Genomic DNA, 19,953 nt, shown 5'->3' on the forward strand with positions numbered 1-19,953 from the left:
TAAAAATAGAGAAAAGCGATAAAGACTCGTTTTTCTCTATTTTTTTTTCCTTAATCATTGTTGCAATACATAGAAGATAATAAGGTATTTATACTTCTTTCACACACACAGAGATACGTCTATATTTTTCTTTTGAGGATACTTTGTATAAAACAAGTGTATGCCCGATAATTTGAACAATATGAACGTGTAACATTTCTGTTAGAACACTTGCAACATGTTCTTCATCTTCCATTGTATTTTGTAATAAATTTATTTTTATCAATTCTCTTTTTTCGATAGCTTCACCTATTTGTCTAAGCATATCTTCGTTTAAACCACCTTTTCCAATTTGAAAAATTGGTTTTAAATGGTGTGCTTCTTTTTTCAAAAATTTGACTTGTTTTGTTGTCAACATTAAATAATTGCCTCCCTAATTGTTACGTCCACACCTTTTGGAACATAAACAGCTACTTTACCTTTATGATGCATTGTAATCCAACCCAATCCAGAAATTACAATATCCATTTGTTTTTTGATAAAAAATTCACTACGTACAAATGCCACATCTTCTTGCGGGACAGGCGATAATAAACCACCTTTATGTTTGTCATAAAAAGCTGTTGCTCCATTTAATTTTGTGCGATGTAACAACAATTCTTGAGCAAAATAAAATGTCATAGCATTTTTTTCTCCCGATAAATAATCAAAACGAGCTAATCCTCCAAGAAATAATGTTTGTTCTTCATTTAATTGGAATGTCACCGGCTTTAATTCTTTTTGTGGAGATACTAGTTTCAATGATTTTTCATCTAAATAATGTGCCATTTGATGACGATGAATAATTCCTGGCGTATCAATTAAATCAGCGCCATCCTCAAAAGGAATACGAATTTGATCTAATGTTGTTCCTGGAAATTGAGATGTTGTTATCAATTCTTGTGTACCACCTAAACTAGAAAATAGCATTGATTAAAGTTGATTTTCCAACATTTGTGACACCTACAACATAGACATCTTTACCCTGCCTACGATGTTCAATAACATCTAATAAGGCATCAATCTCTTTTTTCTTTTTACCACTTGCCATGACAATATCAATAGGCTTAATGCCTTGTGTGTGTAATTGTTCTTTTAACCAGTGTTTCACACGATTTAAATTAACGGATTTTGGCAATAAATCAACTTTATTAGCAACAATCAAAATATCGTTTTTGCCTGCAAAACGATGCAAACCAGAAATCATAGAACCATAAACATCAAAAATATCAATCACATTCACAATCAAGGCATCACGTGAACCTATTTCATGCAACATGGCTAAAAAATCATCATCGGATACGGATACTTTTTCTAATTGATTATAGTGTCTTAATTTAAAACAACGTTGACAATAAAGTTGTCCTGTTTCAATACCTTTTTCATACGCAGATTTCGGCGTATACCCTTTTTCTTTTGGATTTTCTGTTTGTATAGCTAATCCACAACCTATACAAAAAAGTGTTTCAGTCAAGTGTTTCTCTCCATTCTAAATGATATTTTTTTTGCCATTTTGCTAAAATACGTCTTTCAAAAAAACGATTGATTTTTGTCATAAAATAATCACTGTTTACAAGTGGTTTTACCATAACTGTTCTCATTTTTGATAAAGTACCGGCTACAATATCAGTCAATAATTGATCTCCCACCATAATTGTTTTATCTGGTGTACTTTGTAAATTCTCCATTGCTTTTTTCAAACCACTAGACAGTGGCTTTTTAGCACTGGCAACATAAGGGATATCTAAAGTATTCGCTACTTTGGCAACACGATTTTGTCGATTATTCGATACAATGGCTACTTGAATATGTGCCTCTTTTAAGGTTTGTAACCATTCTTTTAAAGCAGGGGTCCCTAATGGATCACACCAAGCAACAATCGTATTGTCTAAATCAACTAAAACAGTATGAATATCATGTGTTTGTAATGCTTCTGGCGTTAAACCATAAACACTATTTAACATCCATGTTGGTTTAAACGATGTCATGCTCGCTCTCCTTTACGTTTATATTTGTATCATCAATCAGATATGGTGGACGTTTTTTTACTTCGTAGTAAATTTTACCAATGTACTCTCCCAAAACACCAATCGAGATGAGTTGCACACCACCAATCACTAAAATGGCAGAAATTGTCGTAAAATACCCACCAACCGTCACACCCTCTTTTAATATTGTGATAAATGTCCATAAAATATATAAAAATGACATGAGCACACATACTAATCCTAATTGAAAGGTGATGCGTAAAGGTTTGTCGTTAAATGATAAAATACCTTGCACACCATAGTTAAATAATTTTTTCAACGACCATTTTGTTTCTCCAACTTGACGTTCTTGATTTTCATACTCGATAATTTTTTGTTTAAAGCCAATCCAAGAAAAAAGACCTTTTGAAAAACGATTGCTCTCTTTTAATGACAATAAAGCATCGACTGCTTTTCTGCTTAATAAACGAAAATCGCCAACACCGTCAACCATTTCAACATCTGTTAAATGATTGACAATTTTATAATACATCTTGGCAAAAAACGTTTTAGATACAGAATCTCCCGTTCGTGTTCTTTTGGCAATTACTTGATCATATCCAGCATGAAAAGCATTGATCATTTCTTTAATAAGTAGAGGAGGATGTTGTAAATCAGCGTCCATAATAATCACAGCTTGTCCACTTGCGTAACTCAATCCTGCAAGCATTGAACTTTCTTTTCCAAAATTACGACTAAAGCTAATGTATTTTACATGATTGTCTTTTTTTGCCAATAATTTTAATTGCAATAACGTGTTATCTTTACTGCCGTCATTGACAAAAATCAATTCATAAGACATACCAATCTCTTTTAATACATCAATCACGTGCTTATATAGCAAAGGAATGGCTCCTTCTTCGTTGTAACAAGGAATTATAATTGATAACATCCTTACTCCTTTCTATTTTTTAGCTAAATCAGTAATATAATCAAAAAATGCTGTTGGATTGACATCATATACTAAGTCAACTGGTCGTCCATTTTCTACTTTTATCGTGCGTCCTTTACTTGCTCCTGTTGTGACCACATCACTGTATACAATGTCACGTTTGACTAAAGCTTCTTGTCCAAATGAAGCTGTCGTTAATACATCCCATAAGAAATATGTTGAGTTCGTTACAAAATGAGTCAATGGTGGTACGATAGCATAACATTGTCCTAAAAAGTCAACTCCCTCAAAACGACGTTGACTTGCCCACATATCACGTACATCTAATGTTAAAGGAACTTTTCTTGTACTTTCTAAAGCAACTAATTCAATTTTGATTGAAGAATCCCAAACACGTTTTGCGGCAAATGGATCCCAAAATACATTCCACTCTGCTGTTCCATCATGCTCCGGTTCTTCAATATTGCCATGCTCTAAAAATGTTCCACCCATCCAATATAATTTATTGATTTTTTCTTCAATGCTTGCATCCATTTCTAACGCTCTTGCCAAATCGGTTAATGGACCAACAAAAACTAAATCAATTTTTTCATCACTATTTTTTAAGACATGCACTAAATCTTCATGTGCTTTCAAAGAACTATCTTGAATACTTACTGGTTTATGTTCATTTAAAATAGGTAAGGCATCTACTGTAAAAGCGTGCATGCGCCATTCTTTAGGAAATGGATGAACCGGTCTTGAATTAGAAGATGCAACTTTGATATGTTTTTTATCTTTTTCTGATCCGAATTTTTCAATAATTTTTTTACTTGCAGATACGGCAGGTTCTAAATAACAATCTGCTTCAATGACACCAACACCAACAACTTCAACATCGTCCATTTTCAATAATAAATATAAAGATACTAAATCATCTACACCACCGTCATGGTTTAAATATACTTTTCTTGTCATATTCTCTCTACCTTCTTATTTTAATAAATCAAAATATTTTTTATTGCTTGTTGTACTACGCATTCCTTTTAAAATAGCCTCTGTATACTCGAGTGAATCTCCTTTCATACTGTTACGCATTTTAAAAATTAAGTCTAAACGTTTTTTATCTATCAATAATTCTTCACGACGTGTGCCTGATTTTTTTATATCAATTGCAGGAAAAATACGTCTTTCTGCTAGTTCTCTGGATAAATGTAATTCCATATTACCAGTTCCTTTAAATTCTTCATAAATCACATCGTCCATGCGACTACCTGTATCAATCAATGCCGTTGCAAGAATTGTTAAACTACCGCCGTCCTCAATATTACGTGCGGCTCCAAAAAAACGTTTTGGTTTATAAAAAGCGGCTGGATCAATCCCTCCACTCAATGTTCGACCAGACGGAGGAATAACAAGATTATATGCTCTAGCTAAACGGGTAATGCTATCCATTAAAATGACAACATCTTTTTTTTCTTCAACTAAGCGTAATGCTCGTTCATGAACTAACTCAACTAAACGTACATGGTTTTCAGGTTGTTGATCAAATGTCGAATAAACCACTTCTCCGTTAATACTGCGTTCTAAATCAGTTACTTCTTCTGGACGTTCGTCAATCAATAAGACAATTAAATAAACGTCTGGATAATTTTGTGTAATTCCTTTGGCAATCGTTTTAATCAATGATGTTTTACCTGCTTTTGGAGGTGCAACAATTAACCCACGCTGTCCAAACCCAATTGGTGCTACCCAGTCAATCACACGTGCAGCAATATCATTTGTTTTATGTTCCAAAACAATTTGTGTGTCTGGATAAAGTGGGACTAAAGCTGGAAAATGCTCTCTTTCTTTAGCTTTTTCTGGATCTTGTCCATTGACTTTTAACACATGCATTAACCCATTGCGACGTTCACTTTGTTTTGGTGGACGAGCCGTTCCTGTCACTAAATCGCCTCTTCTTAAATCAAAGCGACGCATTTGTGAATTAGAAATATAAATATCTTCTTGACTTGGGGTATAATTTATTGGACGTAAAAAACCATAGCTATCTTGTCCGTTATAAACAACGTCTAAAACACCTTCAACTGTAAAGAAACCTTGTGTTTCTTCTTGTGCACGAATGACAGCCATGCACAATTCCTTTTTATTCATTTGACTATATGAGGGAATATTTAATTCTCTAGCATATTTATAAATTTCTTTTAACGTTTCTTGCTCAAGTGTTTCTAAAGTCCAAATATTTTCCATTAGTCGCCTCCAATTTCAACCATTTCAATATCCGCCCCTAATGCACGTAAATTATCGATAATATGGGCATATCCTCTTAAAATATGCTCTACACCATAAATTTCTGTTGTTCCCTCTGCCATTAAACCGGCAATTAATAAACATGCCCCTGCTCTTAAGTCGCTAGCTGTGACTTGTGCACCCATAAGACGTTCAGAAGGCCCATTGAAACGAATCGTATCTCCTTCTACTTTGACATTTGCACCCATTCTCACCAATTCAGCAATGTGTTTCACACGTTTTGGATAAATCGTATCTAAAACCGTTCCTGTTCCTGTTGCTTTTAATAATAATGGTGTAATCGGTTGTTGTAAATCAGTCGCAAATCCCGGATAAGGTTGCGTTTTAATTGATACCATATTTAATTCTTTCGTTGGTTTTACTAAAATATCTTCTTCTCCAACAACAAAATCGACACCCATTTCGTCTAATTTCGCCAAAAAACTTTCAATATGTTCGGCTATGACATTTTTGACTAAAATACCCTCACCGCAAGCGGCTGCCAATGACAAATACGTTCCTGCTTCAATACGATCTGGTATAACGGCATGTGTACAGCCATGTAAGTGTTCCACACCATCAATACGAATAGTGGCTGTACCTGCACCACGGATATTAGCACCCATTTTATTCAATAATGTTACCACATCAACAATTTCAGGCTCTTTTGCTGCGTTTTCTATAATGGTTCTACCTTTTGCTTTCACCGCTGCAAGAATACAGTTAATTGTGGCACCAATAGACACAACATCAAAGTAAATACGTGTGCCATGTATCCCGTGTTTTTTAGCATCTAAAGAAATAGCACCTTGCTCATTCGTCACGGTTGCACCTAATTTTTCAAAAGCTTTAATATGCTGATCAATTGGACGAGGACCTAAAAAACAACCTCCAGGTAATCCAATAACTCCTTCATGAAAACGAGCCAATGTTGCACCCATAAAGTAATAAGAAGCACGTAAACTTTGAATTTTACCACTTGGCATTGGAACAGATTTTATATGCGTTGGATCTATTGTTAACACGCCATTATCAAATACTGCCTTTACATTAAAATCATGTAATATCTCAATCAATGCATGTACATCTTTAATATCTGGTACACCTTCTAAAGTTACTGGGCTATCCGCTAAAATGGCAGCTGGAATAAGTGCTACAACACTATTTTTTGCACCATTTATTGTCACTTCCCCAAATAGTTTTTTGCCCCCGTGAACAACAATTTTTTTCATGTTTCATTCTCCTTAAAACGTATCTACTATCTCTCATTCGCAATTTTCTTATTTTTGTCTAAATGACAAAAACACCCATTTTAGAATAGCTTAAAATGAGTGAAATGTCTATCTTTTTATGTTGTATTCACGTTTCTTCTTGAATGCTGTGCATAAATCGTATAGAATAATATTTAATTTATATAATCATTAAGGATATTCTATGGAAAAACATGTATAAAATAACGATACATTTTTAATTCATCTATGAGAGGACTACTATATTCATAACCAACCGATTACAGAATTATCGAAAAAATATGCCTTGAGTCAATACAAACTTTTAAAAGAGCTAGACGAATCGAAAGATAAAAAGCTTGTTAAAATTTTTATTCATTAGCTTTATCCGTAAAGACGTATTATTTGAATCATTAGACACAGCTGTTGTTGTTTTATACGGTCACCCATTCAATATCAATGGACAATTTTTATCAATCAATCACAACAAAACATTTGGGCTGTCGTTAGAAAATATTTTCTACATTTCTATCCGAATTAGTGTATGTAATAACAAATTTAAATCATCTGCCATTATCGGTACATTAAAAGGAAGTTTATGAACGCATTTATTTTTAGACAAAAAATTTGCATTGAAAATTTTGGATACATTATGAAAATAATAACAGAGTTTATGCAAAAATCCAAATGGAGACGTACTTGCGCCATAAAGCAGTCTACAATAAAATTGTGTTTACCATCTACACTACGATGGTCTAAGTACATAAATCCTTTTTCTTTATTATCCCGATGGTAATAGCCACTTTCTTTATCAGTCGTACTTTCTTTAATAGTTTTAGAGCTGGTTTTATCGGTGTAATGAAACGGCTTTTTTCAAATAGCTTCTCGTTCGGCGTTGATTTCGTTTTCTAAATCTCGTTTACGTTCCTGAACCACTTCAATAACGGCGTTTCTAAATTTATTTTTATTGGTGTTTGCTTTAATGTGTGTGGAATCTGTGAATAATGCTGTGCCGCTAATTAAATGATGTGAGATAGCTTGGTGTACAATAGTGTTGAATATATCTTCAAACACAGACGTACCTTGAAAACGGCGAATATAATTTTGAGAGAAAGTAGAATAATGTGGGGTAGGTTTAGAGAAAGGGAGGTTTAAAAACCATCTAAACGCTACATCCGTTTCGACACGTTTAATGGTTTCTCGCATGGATTTAATGCCATAAATATCTTTTAAAAAGACCAATTTAAATAAAACAACAGGGTCTAAACTATTACGACCGTTGGTATGACTATAATAGGGAGAAGTAATCTCATAAATAAAGTTGAAATCAATTGATTTATCAATTTTACGTAGTAAATGGTCTTTTGGTACTAATTCGGACAATGTGTTTAATATGATTTCATCATTTGGGTGAGTTTCTTTATAAAACATAGATTTTTCCCTCCTTTTTCTTATCTCTATTATACCACTTTTAAGCGTTATTATCGTATCAGACGTTGTGGTACGAATGACTTCGTTCTCGCACGTAGTAGAGAACGAGCGATGTATCGTGTACATCGTGGTAAGCCGTACAACTTAACGTCTGATACGAAAAAAGACTGTCGACATTTTAATTTGTCAACAGTCTGAGACGGTATTGCTACCGTCCTTACACTAAAATCAAATTGTATATTATAACTAGATTGAATTAAATCTTTAAATTTTCACATCAAATTTTGCAATTCTACCAGATTAATTCCCATAATTCTTAAAATATCAGTAAACGCTACTTTCTGCCTTTTGAAGAATTTACCGAGCGAATTCTCCAAGCTACTTTCTACCTGCTGTCTTTATAATTTTTCCCATTCTAATGACCACCCCTTACTTTTTGATCGTTATTATTACATCTTCATTCGACAATAAGTCTGTAACTTCCTGCTCCGGTAAATCTATTTTTCCAAGCTTCGTATATGCCCATGAATTTGAACCATAAAACACAACAAGATTATTACTGTTATAAAGGACTATATCCCCATTGTGTGTGGTCATCTGTTTATCATTACTTCTATACTGCTTTCTCAATGAACCCACCTGCTCATTACCTCCGTACCTAGACATACTGATAACCATATCACCCTCTGAGACATCTTCCATTAGTGACCTCGTCGAAGCATTATCCTCCCATATAACAGGAACAAGCGTATCATTAATATATAATTTCATATCATATTTCTGACTTTCTTTACTATTTACACTTTGACTGTCACTTTTAGCTTCCCCAGTAATTTTATCTGTCTGATTTTTATTGTCACAGTCATTTACGATATTTCCACATCCCACCATAGAAACAAGTATCACCATAGACAGAATAGTACAAAATAATGTTCGCATTGCTTCTACCCCTTAAAATTGTTGATATAGTTAATACTTTCTTTTACATCACTAACATACTCCATTTTCTTCAAAGAATTTCTGTATCTTATCGAAAGGGATCACTTCTAAATTGTCATAAAGATCTGTATGAACAGCACCTGGAATGGTAAGAAACTCTTTATTATCAGTGTAATTACTGTCCTTAATCATAGCTTCATATGCATCTTTCCCAAAATAATAACTATGTGCCTTATCTCCATGCATAATAAGAACTGCACTTCTGATTTCATTACTGTATTTAAGAATCGGTTGATTCATAAATGACTGACAGCCAATCACATTCCATCCGTCATTTGAATTAATGCTCCTTGCATGATAGGCTCTACCTTTATAGTATTCGCTATAATCCTTCACAAAGAATGGTACATCCTCTGGAACCGGAAGAGGGATACATCCACCAGCCCTTGAGTACTCACCTTTTTTGTATTCTTCTGTTCTAATTGAATTTAGCTTTTTCTTTAAATTATAACGAGCTTCCTCATTGTTTTCAGAATCAAAATATCCGTTGGCATTCACTCTTGTCATATCATACATTGTAGAAACGACTGTTGCCTTGATTCTGGTATCAAGAGCTACTGTGTTAATGGCCATACCACCCCATCCGCAAATTCCAATAATACCGATTTTATCTGCATCCACATTATCCTGAACTGAAAGAAAATCTACTGCAGCCATAAAATCCTCTGTATTAATATCCGGAGATGCCATATATCTTGGTTTTCCACCACTTTCACCTGTAAAAGACGGGTCAAATGCAATAGTCAGATACCCTATCTCTGCCATTGTCTGGGCATACAGTCCGGAACACTGTTCTTTTACTGCTCCAAAAGGTCCACTTACTGCAATCGCAGGAAATTTATTCTTAGGCTCTTTTGGAATATACATATCTGCAGCAAGTGTGATGCCATATCGATTTATAAATGTGACCTTCTTGTGATCCACTTTCTCACTTTTAGGAAATGTCTTGTCCCATTCCACAACTAGCTTAAGTTCATCTGTCTTCATATTATCAAATACCTCCATATAAGTTCATATTGAAAATAAAATCTTCAGGTCTTATAATATAATTATAAGACCTGAAGTTAACTTTAGGTCAAGTATTGTTTTTATAATCGAAAGAAGGTAAATATATGTATACAATTGGACAGGTTTCAGAGATGTTTAATCTCCCAATCTCAACATTAAGATACTATGATAAAGAAGGATTTTTCCCTCATCTAGAGCGAAAAGGCAATATCAGATATTTCAGAGATACTGAAATTGAGGCTTTACGGGTTATTGAATGTTTAAAATTATCCGGTCTTGAAATAAAAGATATTAAACGATTCTTTCAGTGGGTTATGGAAGGCCCATCAAGCTACTTTGATAGAAAACAATTATTTGAATCTCGTAAAAAAGCTGTACTTTCTGAAATAAAGCAGCTTGAAAAAACTCTTGCCATGCTCGAGTTTAAATGTTGGTATTATGATAAAGCATTGCAAGATGGTACTGAGGATGGCATTAATGCCCTGCTTCCAGATAAACTTCCCAAAGATATTCAAAAACTATATAACAAGGCACATAAATAATACAGCTGGGTTGATAACCCGAGATATGTGAATCTGGGGTGCGAATTGGTGTCCAATATGTCCTTTTTCCAGTTTTACACCAGATATTTTGCGCCATTTTCAGTTTTCAATTTTATCGAACTAAATTTTACTCTATCTTGCAGCTTCTTTTAATCGTTTAATATCTTTTTTAATTTCTCATTTTGACTGATTTCAAATCGGTCTTCCATCACTTTGTTTTCATACCATGATATAAAATTTCCTGATTGGTCATCAATAGAATTCCTGTTTCGATTTCTATCTATTTAATTCTATCCGACTGCCATCAAGGAATGTAAATTCAACTTTTCCATCATGATGTACTGTAAGATAGTCTACAATACTAAGCCATACATTTTTATCAAACTCTCTCATGAGATCTTGCTTTTCTAATTCCTTTATAAAATCCTCTACCTCATCACGCTTGGATTGTTTTTCTATGATAGTTTGCTTGATTTCATCCAGCCTAACCTTTGTAGTATTAAACCTATTTACTAGGCTTGAGTATCTTATTTCATAATCATCCTGGTTTTGAACTTTTCTGGCATTCTCATTAATACAGTCATTTACCTGCTAAGCCACAATATTAAGTTCTTCTTCTAGTTCTGTCTTTTCCTTCTCAAATGCTGAGGTATCAAAGATTATCTTTGCCATTTTTTTATGGGTGCTAATAATCTCTTTCTTATTCTTAACCAGCTTTTCTTCGCTCTAGTAACCTCTGTACCCTATCAAATGTACTTGGTGAAATAATAGCCTCGTGATTTCCTGTTACATAATATTGAGGTATTTCACCCTCATTCTTTTTCTTTTCCTTAGTCAAAAAATCAACTGTAAATGACTTTTGCAGCAGCGCATCTCCTTTATATTTCTCATTACTAAGTATTGCTGCAACTGTTCTCGCCGACCATTTCTTCTTCCCACCGGGTGTTAATGGCTGTATAATTTTTAGGGTTGATGGCATAAGCCAGCAACCCTCATTTTATGTAGACAAAAAGGCAATTTTCTCTAAAATTAAAAGTACGACCAAATAATAAGGAGAAATTGCCCATGTCCAGTATAACAGAAACCTTACTACAATTAAAGGATAAAAACATCACATTTGATCATGAAAACATATCTGAATGTGTCATTCGACATAAAAAATCATTAGTCTTATACGGTAAATTAACCTATACACCAGATTGTTGCCCAAATTGTCACACAACCAATGGCATTGTAAAAAATGGAACACGTCAATCGCGACTGTCTTTATGCCAAATTTCAGGACTAAATGCCTATTTATCACTCACTAAACAACGTTTTTATTGTAAAATCTGTCAATCATCGTTTACGGCTGAAACACCTATTGTGGATAAGCATTGTTTTATCACGAACCGTTTAAAACAAAAGATAATGGACACTTTTACAGAAACCATTTCAGAAACCTACATCGCTAAACAACACAATGTATCTGTACATACGGTCAGACGTATTGTTGATAAAGTCGCCTCTACTTTAAAAGTAAATCACAACACACAATTACCTCATCATCTATGCTTTGATGAATTCAAGTCAGTAAAATCTTCTGATAGTGCCATGAGTTTTATCTATTGTGATGCACTGACTCATCAACTGATTGACGTTGTACACGACCGTAAACCCAGCACTCTATTAGACTACTTTGCTAGATACGATACCCAGACAAGAAAAGCTGTTAAAACAATTACGATTGATATGTTTCGCCCCTATATTCAGGTATCCAAGCAAGTATTTCCTAACGCACATATCATTATCGACCCTTTTCATATTGTACAAGCATTAAATCGTGAGTTAACAAAACACAGAGTGCATGTAATGAAAGCTTTACATCAGAACAATCGCCGTTTATACAACAAAATGAAACGTTATTGGAAGTTGTTTTTAAGTAACACAGATACACTAAGTAGTTATCCTTATCACCGTTTTCCACTGTTTGATTGGATGACGCATACACAAGGGATAGTCGATTATTTATTGGAACAAGTCCCCGAACTAAGAGCCACATACGATGTCGTTCATCAATTAAGAGCTGCTTTACACAATAGAGATTTTGACCGATTTGAAGAAATACTCATATGGGCTAAACAGGAAGCTATTTCTCCTGGTTTACGTAGAGTATTAAGAACTTTCAAAGGGTATTTACCCTATATTAAAAACACCTTTATCTACCATCATTTGACTAACGGTGCACTTGAAGGAATCAATCATAAAATTAAAGTACTTAAGAGAAATGCCTATGGTTATCGTAACTTTTCACATTTTAGAAATCGTATTTTATTCATGTGTAAGTTATATGTACCGTATACCGTACCATCTACTTCACTAGTTGCTTAATAGTTTAAGTCAAAAGTGACGTACGAATAGCTCCTTCTCCGCACAACGTAGGGGAAAAGACATGTATCGTGTACATGTCGGTGAGCCGTACATCACTTTGTGACTTAAACTAAAAAGATAGTGACGTAACATTCGTGACATCACTACCTTTTATGAGTCATCAACCCTATTTGACATAGAGCCAAAATATACTTGAAGAGGTACTCCCTGATAAAATATACCGAGGAAACATTATACACAGTGATCAAGGTTAGTAGTACCAGCATGCTTTTTATCATCAATTCTTAGAAGAAAGTAGCTATTTCAGATTATATTGACTATGACAACAAACAAATCAACGTAAAACTAAAAGGACTGAGTCCTGTACAGCACAGAATTCAATCCTTCAACTAAATATATATTGTCTAACTTTTAGGGGTCACTTTAATCTCCAACACGATTTATTATAGAGCCATTATTTATCAGCATTTTCTTGTTCTGCTGCTTGTTCTTCTCTAATTTTTTTGATGATACTTCCCATTTTAATTGCTTCATCATTATAATAACGGTATTGACGTGCAGCACCGTCACCGATATAACTAATTGGAGAAAAGATTTCACTTCTAAATGCTTCATTTTCGTCAATTAAAGAGTCGTCAACGACACGTCTTGTCACACGAGCAATAACATTTGTTAATGCACCACATTCAACCATTTCAATCACTTCACATTCAATAGAAACAGGACAAGCATCTACTAGTGGTGCATCTACTGTTTCACCTAGTGTATAGGTTAAGCCAGTAATAGCAAATTTGTCTTTACGGCTATTAAAACCAGCTAATTCAGATTCTTTTGTTAGTTCTTGTGTTGGAATATTTACCGTAAATTGACGGTGTTTTGTAATTTCTGTAATGGCGTTGCCTTTTGTTCTCATGGCAATAACCATCATACTTCCTAAAGAATAAGCTGAACTAGATGTTGAGATATTGTATCCGTGAACATCATCTTTGTATCCTAAAAAGAAAACAGGAAATCCAAAGTATAATTTTCTTGTTTCAAATGTTTTTTTCACTTTTTTATTCTCCATTCATATTTTGTCTTTGACTTTCTAATTTTACAACAATTTTTCGTAATTGGCACTTAGAATATTTTGGATTTTGAGATTCTTTTAATAAATTTTGTGTCACGGGATGTGTCACGTTCATTGGTATATTGAAATCATTGATTTCATCAACAATTTCTCCTTCAAACATCACTAATACACGATGACATATTGCATAGCATAAATTAAAATCATGTGAAATAAACACATAGGTTTGATTGTATCTTGCTTTTAAGTCATATAAAAGTTTTAAGAGTTGTCCTTGAATTAAAGGGTCTAATCCACTTAATGCTTCATCAAAAATAATGACATCTGGTTTTAGTAATAATGCTCTAGCAATACAAATTCTTTGTAGTTGTCCTCCACTTAGTTCTTTAGACGTTTTTTCCAAATAAGTATCGTCCAATCCTACATCTTTTAAAATAGCACTAATTTCTTCCATTTGAATGGTTTCTTTTAATGCTTCACATAAAATTTGCTTCACAGTAAATAATGGATTGACCGCATGAAATGCATCTTGAAACACAAGAAGAATACGAACTCCATCTTTTTTAACACAGTATGGTTTTCCGTCTAATAATACTTGTCCTTTTGTTGCTTTTTCAAGTCCAATAAGAATTTTTGCCAGTGTACTTTTACCACTGCCACTCTCACCCATAATACCAATAATTTCACCTTTTTTGATATGAAAATGACAATCTTTTAATATCTCTTTGCCTTGAAAACTTTTATAAATATGCTGACATTCAATCATGTTCATTCACCAACCGTTCATAAGGATTGCCTAATACCAATTCTTGTGTATAAGGATGTTGAGGATTTTCTAATACGTCTTCTACAAAGCCCCTCTCGACAATATCGCCTTTGTACATGACTAACATTTCGCCACCTAATGCATGTGCTAAGTCGTAATCATGTGTGACGGTAATCAATGTTTTTCCTTTTTCAAGTAACATTTTCAATAGGCGAACGATATTATCTCGGTTATAAGCATCTAATGCAGAGGTCGGTTCATCTAAAATAATTGTATCCGTATTTAAACATAACAAAATAGCTAACATGACACGTTGAAGCATTCCACCACTTAACTCAAATGGATACTTTTCTAATACGTCTTGTGGATGTCCTAGGCGAACATCTTTCATAGCTTGAATAGCTTTGTCCAAACAACCCTCTTTAGACATTTTGTCGTGACTTAAAATGGTTTCTAAAAAGTGTACTTTTATTTTTTGGAATGGATTGAACATTGCCATTGGATTTTGCACCATATAAGCAATTTTTGTACCACGAAGTACTTGCCATTCTTTTTTTGACAAATCCAATAATGATAGGCCTTTATACAATATCTTTCCACTAATGATTGCTTGCTTTGGTACTTGTCCAATAATCATTTTGGTTAAAAGAGTCTTACCAGAACCACTTTCCCCAATAATGATTAAAGACTTACCTATTGTTAAGTCAATATCAATATGGTTGAGCAAAACAGTATCACCAATTTGAACAGATAGAGCATCTACAACTAATTTTTCCATAATTGTTTCCACCCTTTCTCATCAAAATGTTCTCCTAATAAATTAAAAGAAATAACTGTTAAGAAAATGGCAAGACCAGGGGACATCATCGTCCAAACAGCTGTTCTGAAATATGGACGTGCGTCGTGTAACATCATGCCCCATTCTGACACATTGGGTTGAACACCAATACCTAAAAATGAAAATCCTGAAATCATTAAAATAATGTTCCCAATATTCATTAAAGCTACAACTAAAATAGGTTTATAAATAAATGGCAAAATATGTACTTTTAGCACGTGTATAATAGGCATTCCCATTGTGAGTGAAGCTGTTACAAATGATTCTTCTTTGGCACTTTTTACAAGATTGATAACTAAACGAGCATAGTAAACCCACTCTACAATGACAACCGCAATGACCATATTACTCATTCCTTGCCCTAAAATACCAATGGTTGCCAAAGACAACAAGAAACTTGGGAAAGCAGAAATGACATTGGCAAACCATAAAAATGTTTGTTCCACTTTTCCTTGATACCAGCCAATGATTAAACCAATAGTAACCCCTATTGTTACTTCTAGTACGGTAATTAAAAATGCTAAAAATAAAGAAAATCTAGCCCCATACAACAATCTAGACAAAACATCTCTACCTAATTGATCTGTTCCTAATAAATGAGATTGCTCGGGTGCAAGTAATTTATGCGTAATATCCACATATTGCGGATCAAATGGAGCAATCATAGAGGCAAAAATCGCACAAATAAGTAAAATAGATAAAATGGTCAGTGAAAAAATAAAACGTTTAGACATGTTTGGTTTCACCTCTTTTTCTAATACGTGGGTCAATCCATAATGTAATGTCGTGTACCACTAAATTATTGACTAAAAATAAGGAACCAAATAAGAGCATGCACGCTTGAATAATCGGAATATCTGTTGATTGTAAAGCGTGAACAAATAATCCTCCGATACCATTAAATGCAAATACTTCTTCAATAATCAATGACCCTGTAATTAAATAAATAAAGGTCAAACTAAGTCCTGTTACAATAGCTGGTAGAGCATTTCGTAATAAGTGATGTTTAATGATATAAGACATTTTGACACCACGTAACATTGCATTTTGGACGTGGACACTGTCCATTTGTTCACTAATCACTTTACGAATGAGTGCTGTATATTGCCCAATAATTGGAATACTCAATGTAATACTTGGCAAAATAACACTTGTTATATCTCCTTTACCGGAAACGGGTAGCCATTTTAATTGAACGGCAAAAAGAATAATCAATAGATAACCTAACCAAAACGTAGGCACGGAAACACTTGAAAAACAGAAAAATTGTATTACTCTATCCAAAATAGAGTGTTTGCGTATACCTGTTAGTACACCTAATGGTAACGATATGACAATAACTAATATAAATGAAATAGATCCTAAATATAAAGTCGATAAAAAACTTGTCGCTACAAGTGGTAAAACGGGTAATTTTAATAAGTAGGAGTTGCCAAAATTACCAACAATCGCTTTAGATAACCAATCTAAATATTGTTCAAGCCATGATTTATTTAATCCTAAATACTCTCTTGCATTGGCTAAAGATTCTGCTGTAATACCAATTTTGGAAATGCGTAAGTAACTTTCAGCGGGATCTTGAGAGGATAGTTTTGTTAGCAAAAAGGTCAATATCGAGATTAGTAATAAAGCAACAAAAAATGATAGGCATTTTTTTAACATATCTTCTTCATCCTTTTCTAAATGAAAGCCCCACTTATGCGTGTGGGGCCTCTTCTCTTTTATAAATGTACTATTTTGCTTTACTAATGTAGCGTAGTGGTAGAGAATTTTCTTCAGGTGCAAAACGTACACCTTCTAATTCACCTGCACGATAAACAGATACAACAGATTGATACGTAATTGGAATATACACTGCTTCTTCGTGTAAGATTGTCAGTGCTTTTTTATAACCTGCATCAACTTTTGCTTCATCTGGTTCTACCAATGTTTCTCTTATGACTTTGTCTAATTCAGGTTTAACCGCCAATGCTTCTAAAGAAATACTTTCAGGATGTCCATGTTCTGCTGTTTCAGCAAGTGCTGTCATCCATGCGTGTGGATCCCATGGTGCTCCCCATGAATACGTTAGCATCATGTCAAAATTACCTGATTTTGCATTTGTCCAGTATCCATTTTCTTCCATTGCTTGTAATTGCACATCAATTCCTAATTTTTTCCATTCACCTTGGAAATATTCACCTAAATCTTTATCTGCGGCATTAGTTGAAATATATGGCATGTTGATTGTTAATTTTTTACCATCTTTTTCACGAACGCCGTCTGCACCTTTTTTCCATCCGGCTTCATCTAATAGTGATTCTGCTTTTTTGACATCATATTCATAAGGTGTTAATCCTGCGTCAGAGTGAGGTGTTTTTTTAGAGAAAATAGTGTCTGCTGGTTTTTCTGTTCCTCTAAATAAGTTCTCTGAAATTTCTTTTTTATTCATCGCATGATTCATTGCTTTACGAACGACTCTATCTTGGAAAACAGGCTGTTTAGCATTCAATAATAATAAACGTGTAGATAGTGGGTCAGATACCCCTGTTTTATATTTACTATCTTTTGCATATTGTGCAAAAGTATCTAAACTAATCAATCCATTTCCGTATAATAAGTCTAAATTACCAGACTCAAACTCTAATACTCTCGTTTGTGGGTCTGCAATGATTTTAATCGTAACTTCTTTTAATTTTGGTTTTTCTCCCCAATAATTTTCATTACGAACAAAAGTTGCATACTCGTCTTTTTTCTTTTCTTTTAAAACCCATTGTCCTGTTCCAACAGACATTTTTACATTGTCTTTGGTTGTATCATCACCCTCTGGAAATCCTGCATCTCCTAAGAAACGAATTGGGCGAATCATGGCTAAATCATACAATGTTGCACTGTAAGGTTGTTTTAATGTTAATTCAAATGTGTAGTCATCAACAACTTTATATGTGTCTAATTGTTGTGTGAAATTAAACCATGAATGATTTGATTTATTTGCTTCTGAAAAAATTGTATCGAAATTACGCTTAACGTTTTTAGCATTAAATTCAGATCCATCTGAGAATTTAGCATGTCTTAATTTAAATGTGTATGTTTTACCGTCTTCACTAATTTTCCACGATTCTGCTAAAACAGGTTCGATAACACCGTTGTCCCCATAACGTACTAAGCCCTCATAGACCATATCTTGTGTCACAAATTGATCCGGATTGTAGCGATGCGGATTTAAATCTCCAACATCTTGACTCCATGCAATTGTTAATTTTTCTTTATCGGACGCCATTTCTGTTTTATCCATTTTATTTTCTGATGTTGCGTCTTGTTTTTGTTGACAAGCTGCTAACATCAGCACTGATCCTGCTAAGCCAAGCCATAATTTGCTTTTTTTCATAATAATAAAATCTCCCTTGAATTTAATATTTTCCTTCTAAATAATCTCTTAACTCTTCAACAAACGTTGTTGGCAGTTTTAAAATATTTTGTAACTCGTCTTTATAAACAGTGATAATTTCGTTTTCTCTTCCTTGAGCAACTTTTTGGGTCCATTCAGGATCTAGTAATAATGGTTTTCCCAATGCAAACAATGGAATATTGGCATCCAATACTTTTTGAGCATCTTCACCTGTGCGAATATTTCCAACAGCAATAAAAGGTACTCGATTGTCAATTTTCTCAACAATTTTATGCATAATTGGTTCTGTTTGATTGGTTTCTCTAAGAGATGAACGCCATACATTTGATACTGAAGTATGCAAATAATCTATACCATTACGAATGAGTTGCTCAATCAACTGTAATGTATCAAACAGTGTAATACCTGGATTTTCAATTTCTTCTGGAGAAAAGCGATAGCCTAGTAAAAATGGTTTTGTTGCTTTTTCTTTAATAAGCTGTTTCGCCTTTTTCACTAATGTTTTTGAAAAACGCATTCGATTATTTGGTGTTCCACCCCATTTATCACGACGAATATTTGAATGTGGTGAATAGAATTGTTGTAGTAAATAAGTATTTGCACCATGCAATTCAACCCCATCAAATCCTGCTTCCATTGCACGTTCAATTGCACGTAAAAACAGATCCATCATCTCATTTACTTCGGGTGCTGTTAGTGCTCTTGGTGTAACCGTAAAACTTCTAATCGCATTGACAGCACTTGGTGCAACAGGCTGTTTGCCACCTATCACATCAGGAAAGACCATTCTACCTCCATGATAAATTTGTAAAATTGCCAAACTACCTTCTTCTTGAATGGCTTTTGCTAATCGGCTTAATCCTTCAATTTTATCGTCTTCAGCGACGCTAAAACTGTTTTCAAATGCTTGTCCTAAAGGATCAATATAAGCACAACCTGTGACAATCATACCTACTCCTTTTGCACGTTGTTTATAATAATCAATATCTGCTTGTGACACATAGCCTCCTGGTTCACATGCACTAATGGTCATAGGGGCCATGACAACTCTATTTCTTAATTCTACCCCATTTTCAAATATTACTTTATCTTGAATATGTTTCCCCAT

The 19,953-nt window shown here is 34.0% G+C and carries 20 protein-coding genes and 3 pseudogenes; 4 read left to right on the forward strand and 19 right to left on the reverse strand.

Going from position 1 to position 19,953, the window contains the following annotated elements:
* Positions 1–88 precede the first annotated feature (88 nt).
* The 7 genes and pseudogenes from yhbY to H1220_05090 form a co-directional block, all read right to left on the reverse strand.
* Positions 89–397 (reverse strand): ribosome assembly RNA-binding protein YhbY, encoded by a 309-nt coding sequence (yhbY, locus tag H1220_05060; GenBank protein ID QMI85107.1) that lies wholly within the window; start codon positions 395–397, stop codon positions 89–91.
* Positions 397–1,492 (reverse strand): annotated as a pseudogene (gene yqeH, locus H1220_05065) (ribosome biogenesis GTPase YqeH). Before yqeH ends, yhbY begins: the two are co-directional and overlap by 1 nt.
* Entirely contained in the window at positions 1,485–2,006 is a 522-nt protein-coding gene (locus H1220_05070; GenBank protein ID QMI85108.1) for a YqeG family HAD IIIA-type phosphatase, read from the reverse strand. Before H1220_05070 ends, yqeH begins: the two are co-directional and overlap by 8 nt.
* A complete protein-coding gene (locus tag H1220_05075) occupies positions 1,993–2,937 on the reverse strand; it encodes a glycosyltransferase family 2 protein (protein QMI85109.1) in 945 nt (314 codons plus the stop codon). Before H1220_05075 ends, H1220_05070 begins: the two co-directional genes overlap by 14 nt.
* A gap of 12 nt (positions 2,938–2,949) precedes the next feature.
* A complete protein-coding gene (locus H1220_05080; GenBank protein QMI85110.1) occupies positions 2,950–3,894 on the reverse strand; it encodes a nucleoside hydrolase in 945 nt (314 codons plus the stop codon).
* 15 nt (positions 3,895–3,909) lie between these two features.
* A complete protein-coding gene (gene rho / locus H1220_05085; GenBank protein QMI85111.1) occupies positions 3,910–5,166 on the reverse strand; it encodes a transcription termination factor Rho in 1,257 nt (418 codons plus the stop codon).
* A complete protein-coding gene (locus H1220_05090) occupies positions 5,166–6,437 on the reverse strand; it encodes a UDP-N-acetylglucosamine 1-carboxyvinyltransferase (protein ID QMI85112.1) in 1,272 nt (423 codons plus the stop codon). Before H1220_05090 ends, rho begins: the two co-directional genes overlap by 1 nt.
* Before the next feature lie 202 nt (positions 6,438–6,639).
* On the opposite strand from H1220_05090, the pseudogene H1220_05095 reads away from it, so the two are divergent.
* Positions 6,640–7,036, forward strand: a pseudogene (locus tag H1220_05095) (hypothetical protein).
* 271 nt (positions 7,037–7,307) lie between these two features.
* On the opposite strand, the gene H1220_05100 reads toward H1220_05095, so the two are convergent.
* The 3 genes from H1220_05100 to H1220_05110 all read right to left on the reverse strand — a co-directional run bounded on the left by H1220_05100 (position 7,308) and on the right by H1220_05110 (position 9,851).
* Positions 7,308–7,865: a transposase gene (locus tag H1220_05100; GenBank protein ID QMI85113.1), complete on the reverse strand. Its 558-nt coding sequence runs from the start codon at positions 7,863–7,865 to the stop codon at positions 7,308–7,310.
* 429 nt (positions 7,866–8,294) lie between these two features.
* On the reverse strand, positions 8,295–8,636 hold the full coding sequence (locus H1220_05105) for a hypothetical protein (protein QMI86658.1): 342 nt from the start codon (positions 8,634–8,636) through the stop codon (positions 8,295–8,297).
* Positions 8,637–8,855: 219 nt separating this feature from the next.
* On the reverse strand, positions 8,856–9,851 hold the full coding sequence (locus H1220_05110) for an alpha/beta hydrolase (protein ID QMI85114.1): 996 nt from the start codon (positions 9,849–9,851) through the stop codon (positions 8,856–8,858).
* A 125-nt stretch (positions 9,852–9,976) separates the two neighbouring features.
* On the opposite strand from H1220_05110, the gene H1220_05115 reads away from it, so the two are divergent.
* Positions 9,977–10,414, forward strand: a complete 438-nt coding sequence (locus H1220_05115; protein QMI85115.1) for a MerR family transcriptional regulator — start codon at positions 9,977–9,979, stop codon at positions 10,412–10,414.
* 39 nt (positions 10,415–10,453) lie between these two features.
* On the opposite strand, the pseudogene H1220_05120 reads toward H1220_05115, so the two are convergent.
* Both H1220_05120 and H1220_05125 read right to left on the reverse strand, forming a co-directional pair.
* Positions 10,454–10,683 (reverse strand): annotated as a pseudogene (locus H1220_05120) (Lsa family ABC-F type ribosomal protection protein).
* Positions 10,684–11,120: 437 nt separating this feature from the next.
* A complete protein-coding gene (locus H1220_05125) occupies positions 11,121–11,393 on the reverse strand; it encodes a recombinase family protein (protein ID QMI85116.1) in 273 nt (90 codons plus the stop codon).
* A gap of 86 nt (positions 11,394–11,479) precedes the next feature.
* Between H1220_05125 and H1220_05130 the strand changes: the two genes are divergently transcribed.
* Together H1220_05130 and H1220_05135 are read left to right on the forward strand one after the other, a co-directional pair.
* The gene (locus H1220_05130; protein ID QMI85117.1) at positions 11,480–12,784 is read left to right on the forward strand and encodes an ISL3 family transposase; all 1,305 of its coding nucleotides are present in this window, start codon (positions 11,480–11,482) and stop codon (positions 12,782–12,784) included.
* Positions 12,785–13,084: 300 nt separating this feature from the next.
* Positions 13,085–13,177 carry an IS3 family transposase gene (locus H1220_05135; GenBank protein ID QMI86659.1) on the forward strand — a complete coding sequence of 31 codons (93 nt, stop codon included), beginning with the start codon at positions 13,085–13,087 and terminating at the stop codon, positions 13,175–13,177.
* Between the two features lie 61 nt (positions 13,178–13,238).
* Here the strand turns inward: H1220_05135 and H1220_05140 are convergent, their stop codons facing one another.
* The 7 genes from H1220_05140 to H1220_05170 form a co-directional block, all read right to left on the reverse strand.
* The gene (locus H1220_05140) at positions 13,239–13,835 is read right to left on the reverse strand and encodes a flavin reductase family protein (protein ID QMI85118.1); all 597 of its coding nucleotides are present in this window, start codon (positions 13,833–13,835) and stop codon (positions 13,239–13,241) included.
* Between the two features lie 4 nt (positions 13,836–13,839).
* The gene (locus H1220_05145) at positions 13,840–14,619 is read right to left on the reverse strand and encodes an ATP-binding cassette domain-containing protein (GenBank protein QMI85119.1); all 780 of its coding nucleotides are present in this window, start codon (positions 14,617–14,619) and stop codon (positions 13,840–13,842) included.
* A complete protein-coding gene (locus H1220_05150) occupies positions 14,612–15,397 on the reverse strand; it encodes an ABC transporter ATP-binding protein (GenBank protein QMI85120.1) in 786 nt (261 codons plus the stop codon). Before H1220_05150 ends, H1220_05145 begins: the two co-directional genes overlap by 8 nt.
* Positions 15,385–16,191, reverse strand: a complete 807-nt coding sequence (locus H1220_05155; GenBank protein ID QMI85121.1) for an ABC transporter permease subunit — start codon at positions 16,189–16,191, stop codon at positions 15,385–15,387. The genes H1220_05150 and H1220_05155 overlap by 13 nt, the downstream gene beginning before the upstream one ends.
* Complete coding sequence (locus H1220_05160) at positions 16,184–17,119, reverse strand: ABC transporter permease (GenBank protein ID QMI85122.1); 936 nt, start codon at positions 17,117–17,119, stop codon at positions 16,184–16,186. Before H1220_05160 ends, H1220_05155 begins: the two co-directional genes overlap by 8 nt.
* 70 nt (positions 17,120–17,189) lie before the next feature.
* On the reverse strand, positions 17,190–18,824 hold the full coding sequence (gene nikA / locus H1220_05165) for a nickel ABC transporter, nickel/metallophore periplasmic binding protein (GenBank protein QMI85123.1): 1,635 nt from the start codon (positions 18,822–18,824) through the stop codon (positions 17,190–17,192).
* 22 nt (positions 18,825–18,846) lie between these two features.
* The gene (locus H1220_05170) at positions 18,847–19,953 is read right to left on the reverse strand and encodes an NADH-dependent flavin oxidoreductase (GenBank protein QMI85124.1); all 1,107 of its coding nucleotides are present in this window, start codon (positions 19,951–19,953) and stop codon (positions 18,847–18,849) included.

The sequence above is a fragment of the Carnobacteriaceae bacterium zg-84 genome (genome assembly GCA_013874835.1).
In the GTDB taxonomy this organism is placed as follows: Bacteria; Bacillota; Bacilli; order Lactobacillales; family Aerococcaceae; genus WM01.

Bases quoted from the DNA above. Each gene is read 5' to 3' on its own strand.
- yhbY (QMI85107.1), bottom strand. From the start codon at position 397: ATGTTGACAACAAAACAAGTCAAATTTTTGAAAAAAGAAGCACACCAT.
- H1220_05070 (QMI85108.1), bottom strand. From the start codon at position 2,006: ATGACATCGTTTAAACCAACATGGATGTTAAATAGTGTTTATGGTTTA.
- H1220_05075 (QMI85109.1), bottom strand. From the start codon at position 2,937: ATGTTATCAATTATAATTCCTTGTTACAACGAAGAAGGAGCCATTCCT.
- H1220_05080 (QMI85110.1), bottom strand. From the start codon at position 3,894: ATGACAAGAAAAGTATATTTAAACCATGACGGTGGTGTAGATGATTTA.
- rho (QMI85111.1), bottom strand. From the start codon at position 5,166: ATGGAAAATATTTGGACTTTAGAAACACTTGAGCAAGAAACGTTAAAA.
- H1220_05090 (QMI85112.1), bottom strand. From the start codon at position 6,437: ATGAAAAAAATTGTTGTTCACGGGGGCAAAAAACTATTTGGGGAAGTG.
- H1220_05100 (QMI85113.1), bottom strand. From the start codon at position 7,865: ATGTTTTATAAAGAAACTCACCCAAATGATGAAATCATATTAAACACA.
- H1220_05105 (QMI86658.1), bottom strand. From the start codon at position 8,636: ATGAAATTATATATTAATGATACGCTTGTTCCTGTTATATGGGAGGAT.
- H1220_05110 (QMI85114.1), bottom strand. From the start codon at position 9,851: ATGAAGACAGATGAACTTAAGCTAGTTGTGGAATGGGACAAGACATTT.
- H1220_05115 (QMI85115.1), top strand. From the start codon at position 9,977: ATGTATACAATTGGACAGGTTTCAGAGATGTTTAATCTCCCAATCTCA.
- H1220_05125 (QMI85116.1), bottom strand. From the start codon at position 11,393: ATGCCATCAACCCTAAAAATTATACAGCCATTAACACCCGGTGGGAAG.
- H1220_05130 (QMI85117.1), top strand. From the start codon at position 11,480: ATGTCCAGTATAACAGAAACCTTACTACAATTAAAGGATAAAAACATC.
- H1220_05145 (QMI85119.1), bottom strand. From the start codon at position 14,619: ATGATTGAATGTCAGCATATTTATAAAAGTTTTCAAGGCAAAGAGATA.
- H1220_05150 (QMI85120.1), bottom strand. From the start codon at position 15,397: ATGGAAAAATTAGTTGTAGATGCTCTATCTGTTCAAATTGGTGATACT.
- H1220_05155 (QMI85121.1), bottom strand. From the start codon at position 16,191: ATGTCTAAACGTTTTATTTTTTCACTGACCATTTTATCTATTTTACTT.
- H1220_05160 (QMI85122.1), bottom strand. From the start codon at position 17,119: ATGTTAAAAAAATGCCTATCATTTTTTGTTGCTTTATTACTAATCTCG.
- nikA (QMI85123.1), bottom strand. From the start codon at position 18,824: ATGAAAAAAAGCAAATTATGGCTTGGCTTAGCAGGATCAGTGCTGATG.
- H1220_05170 (QMI85124.1), bottom strand. From the start codon at position 19,953: ATGGGGAAACATATTCAAGATAAAGTAATATTTGAAAATGGGGTAGAA.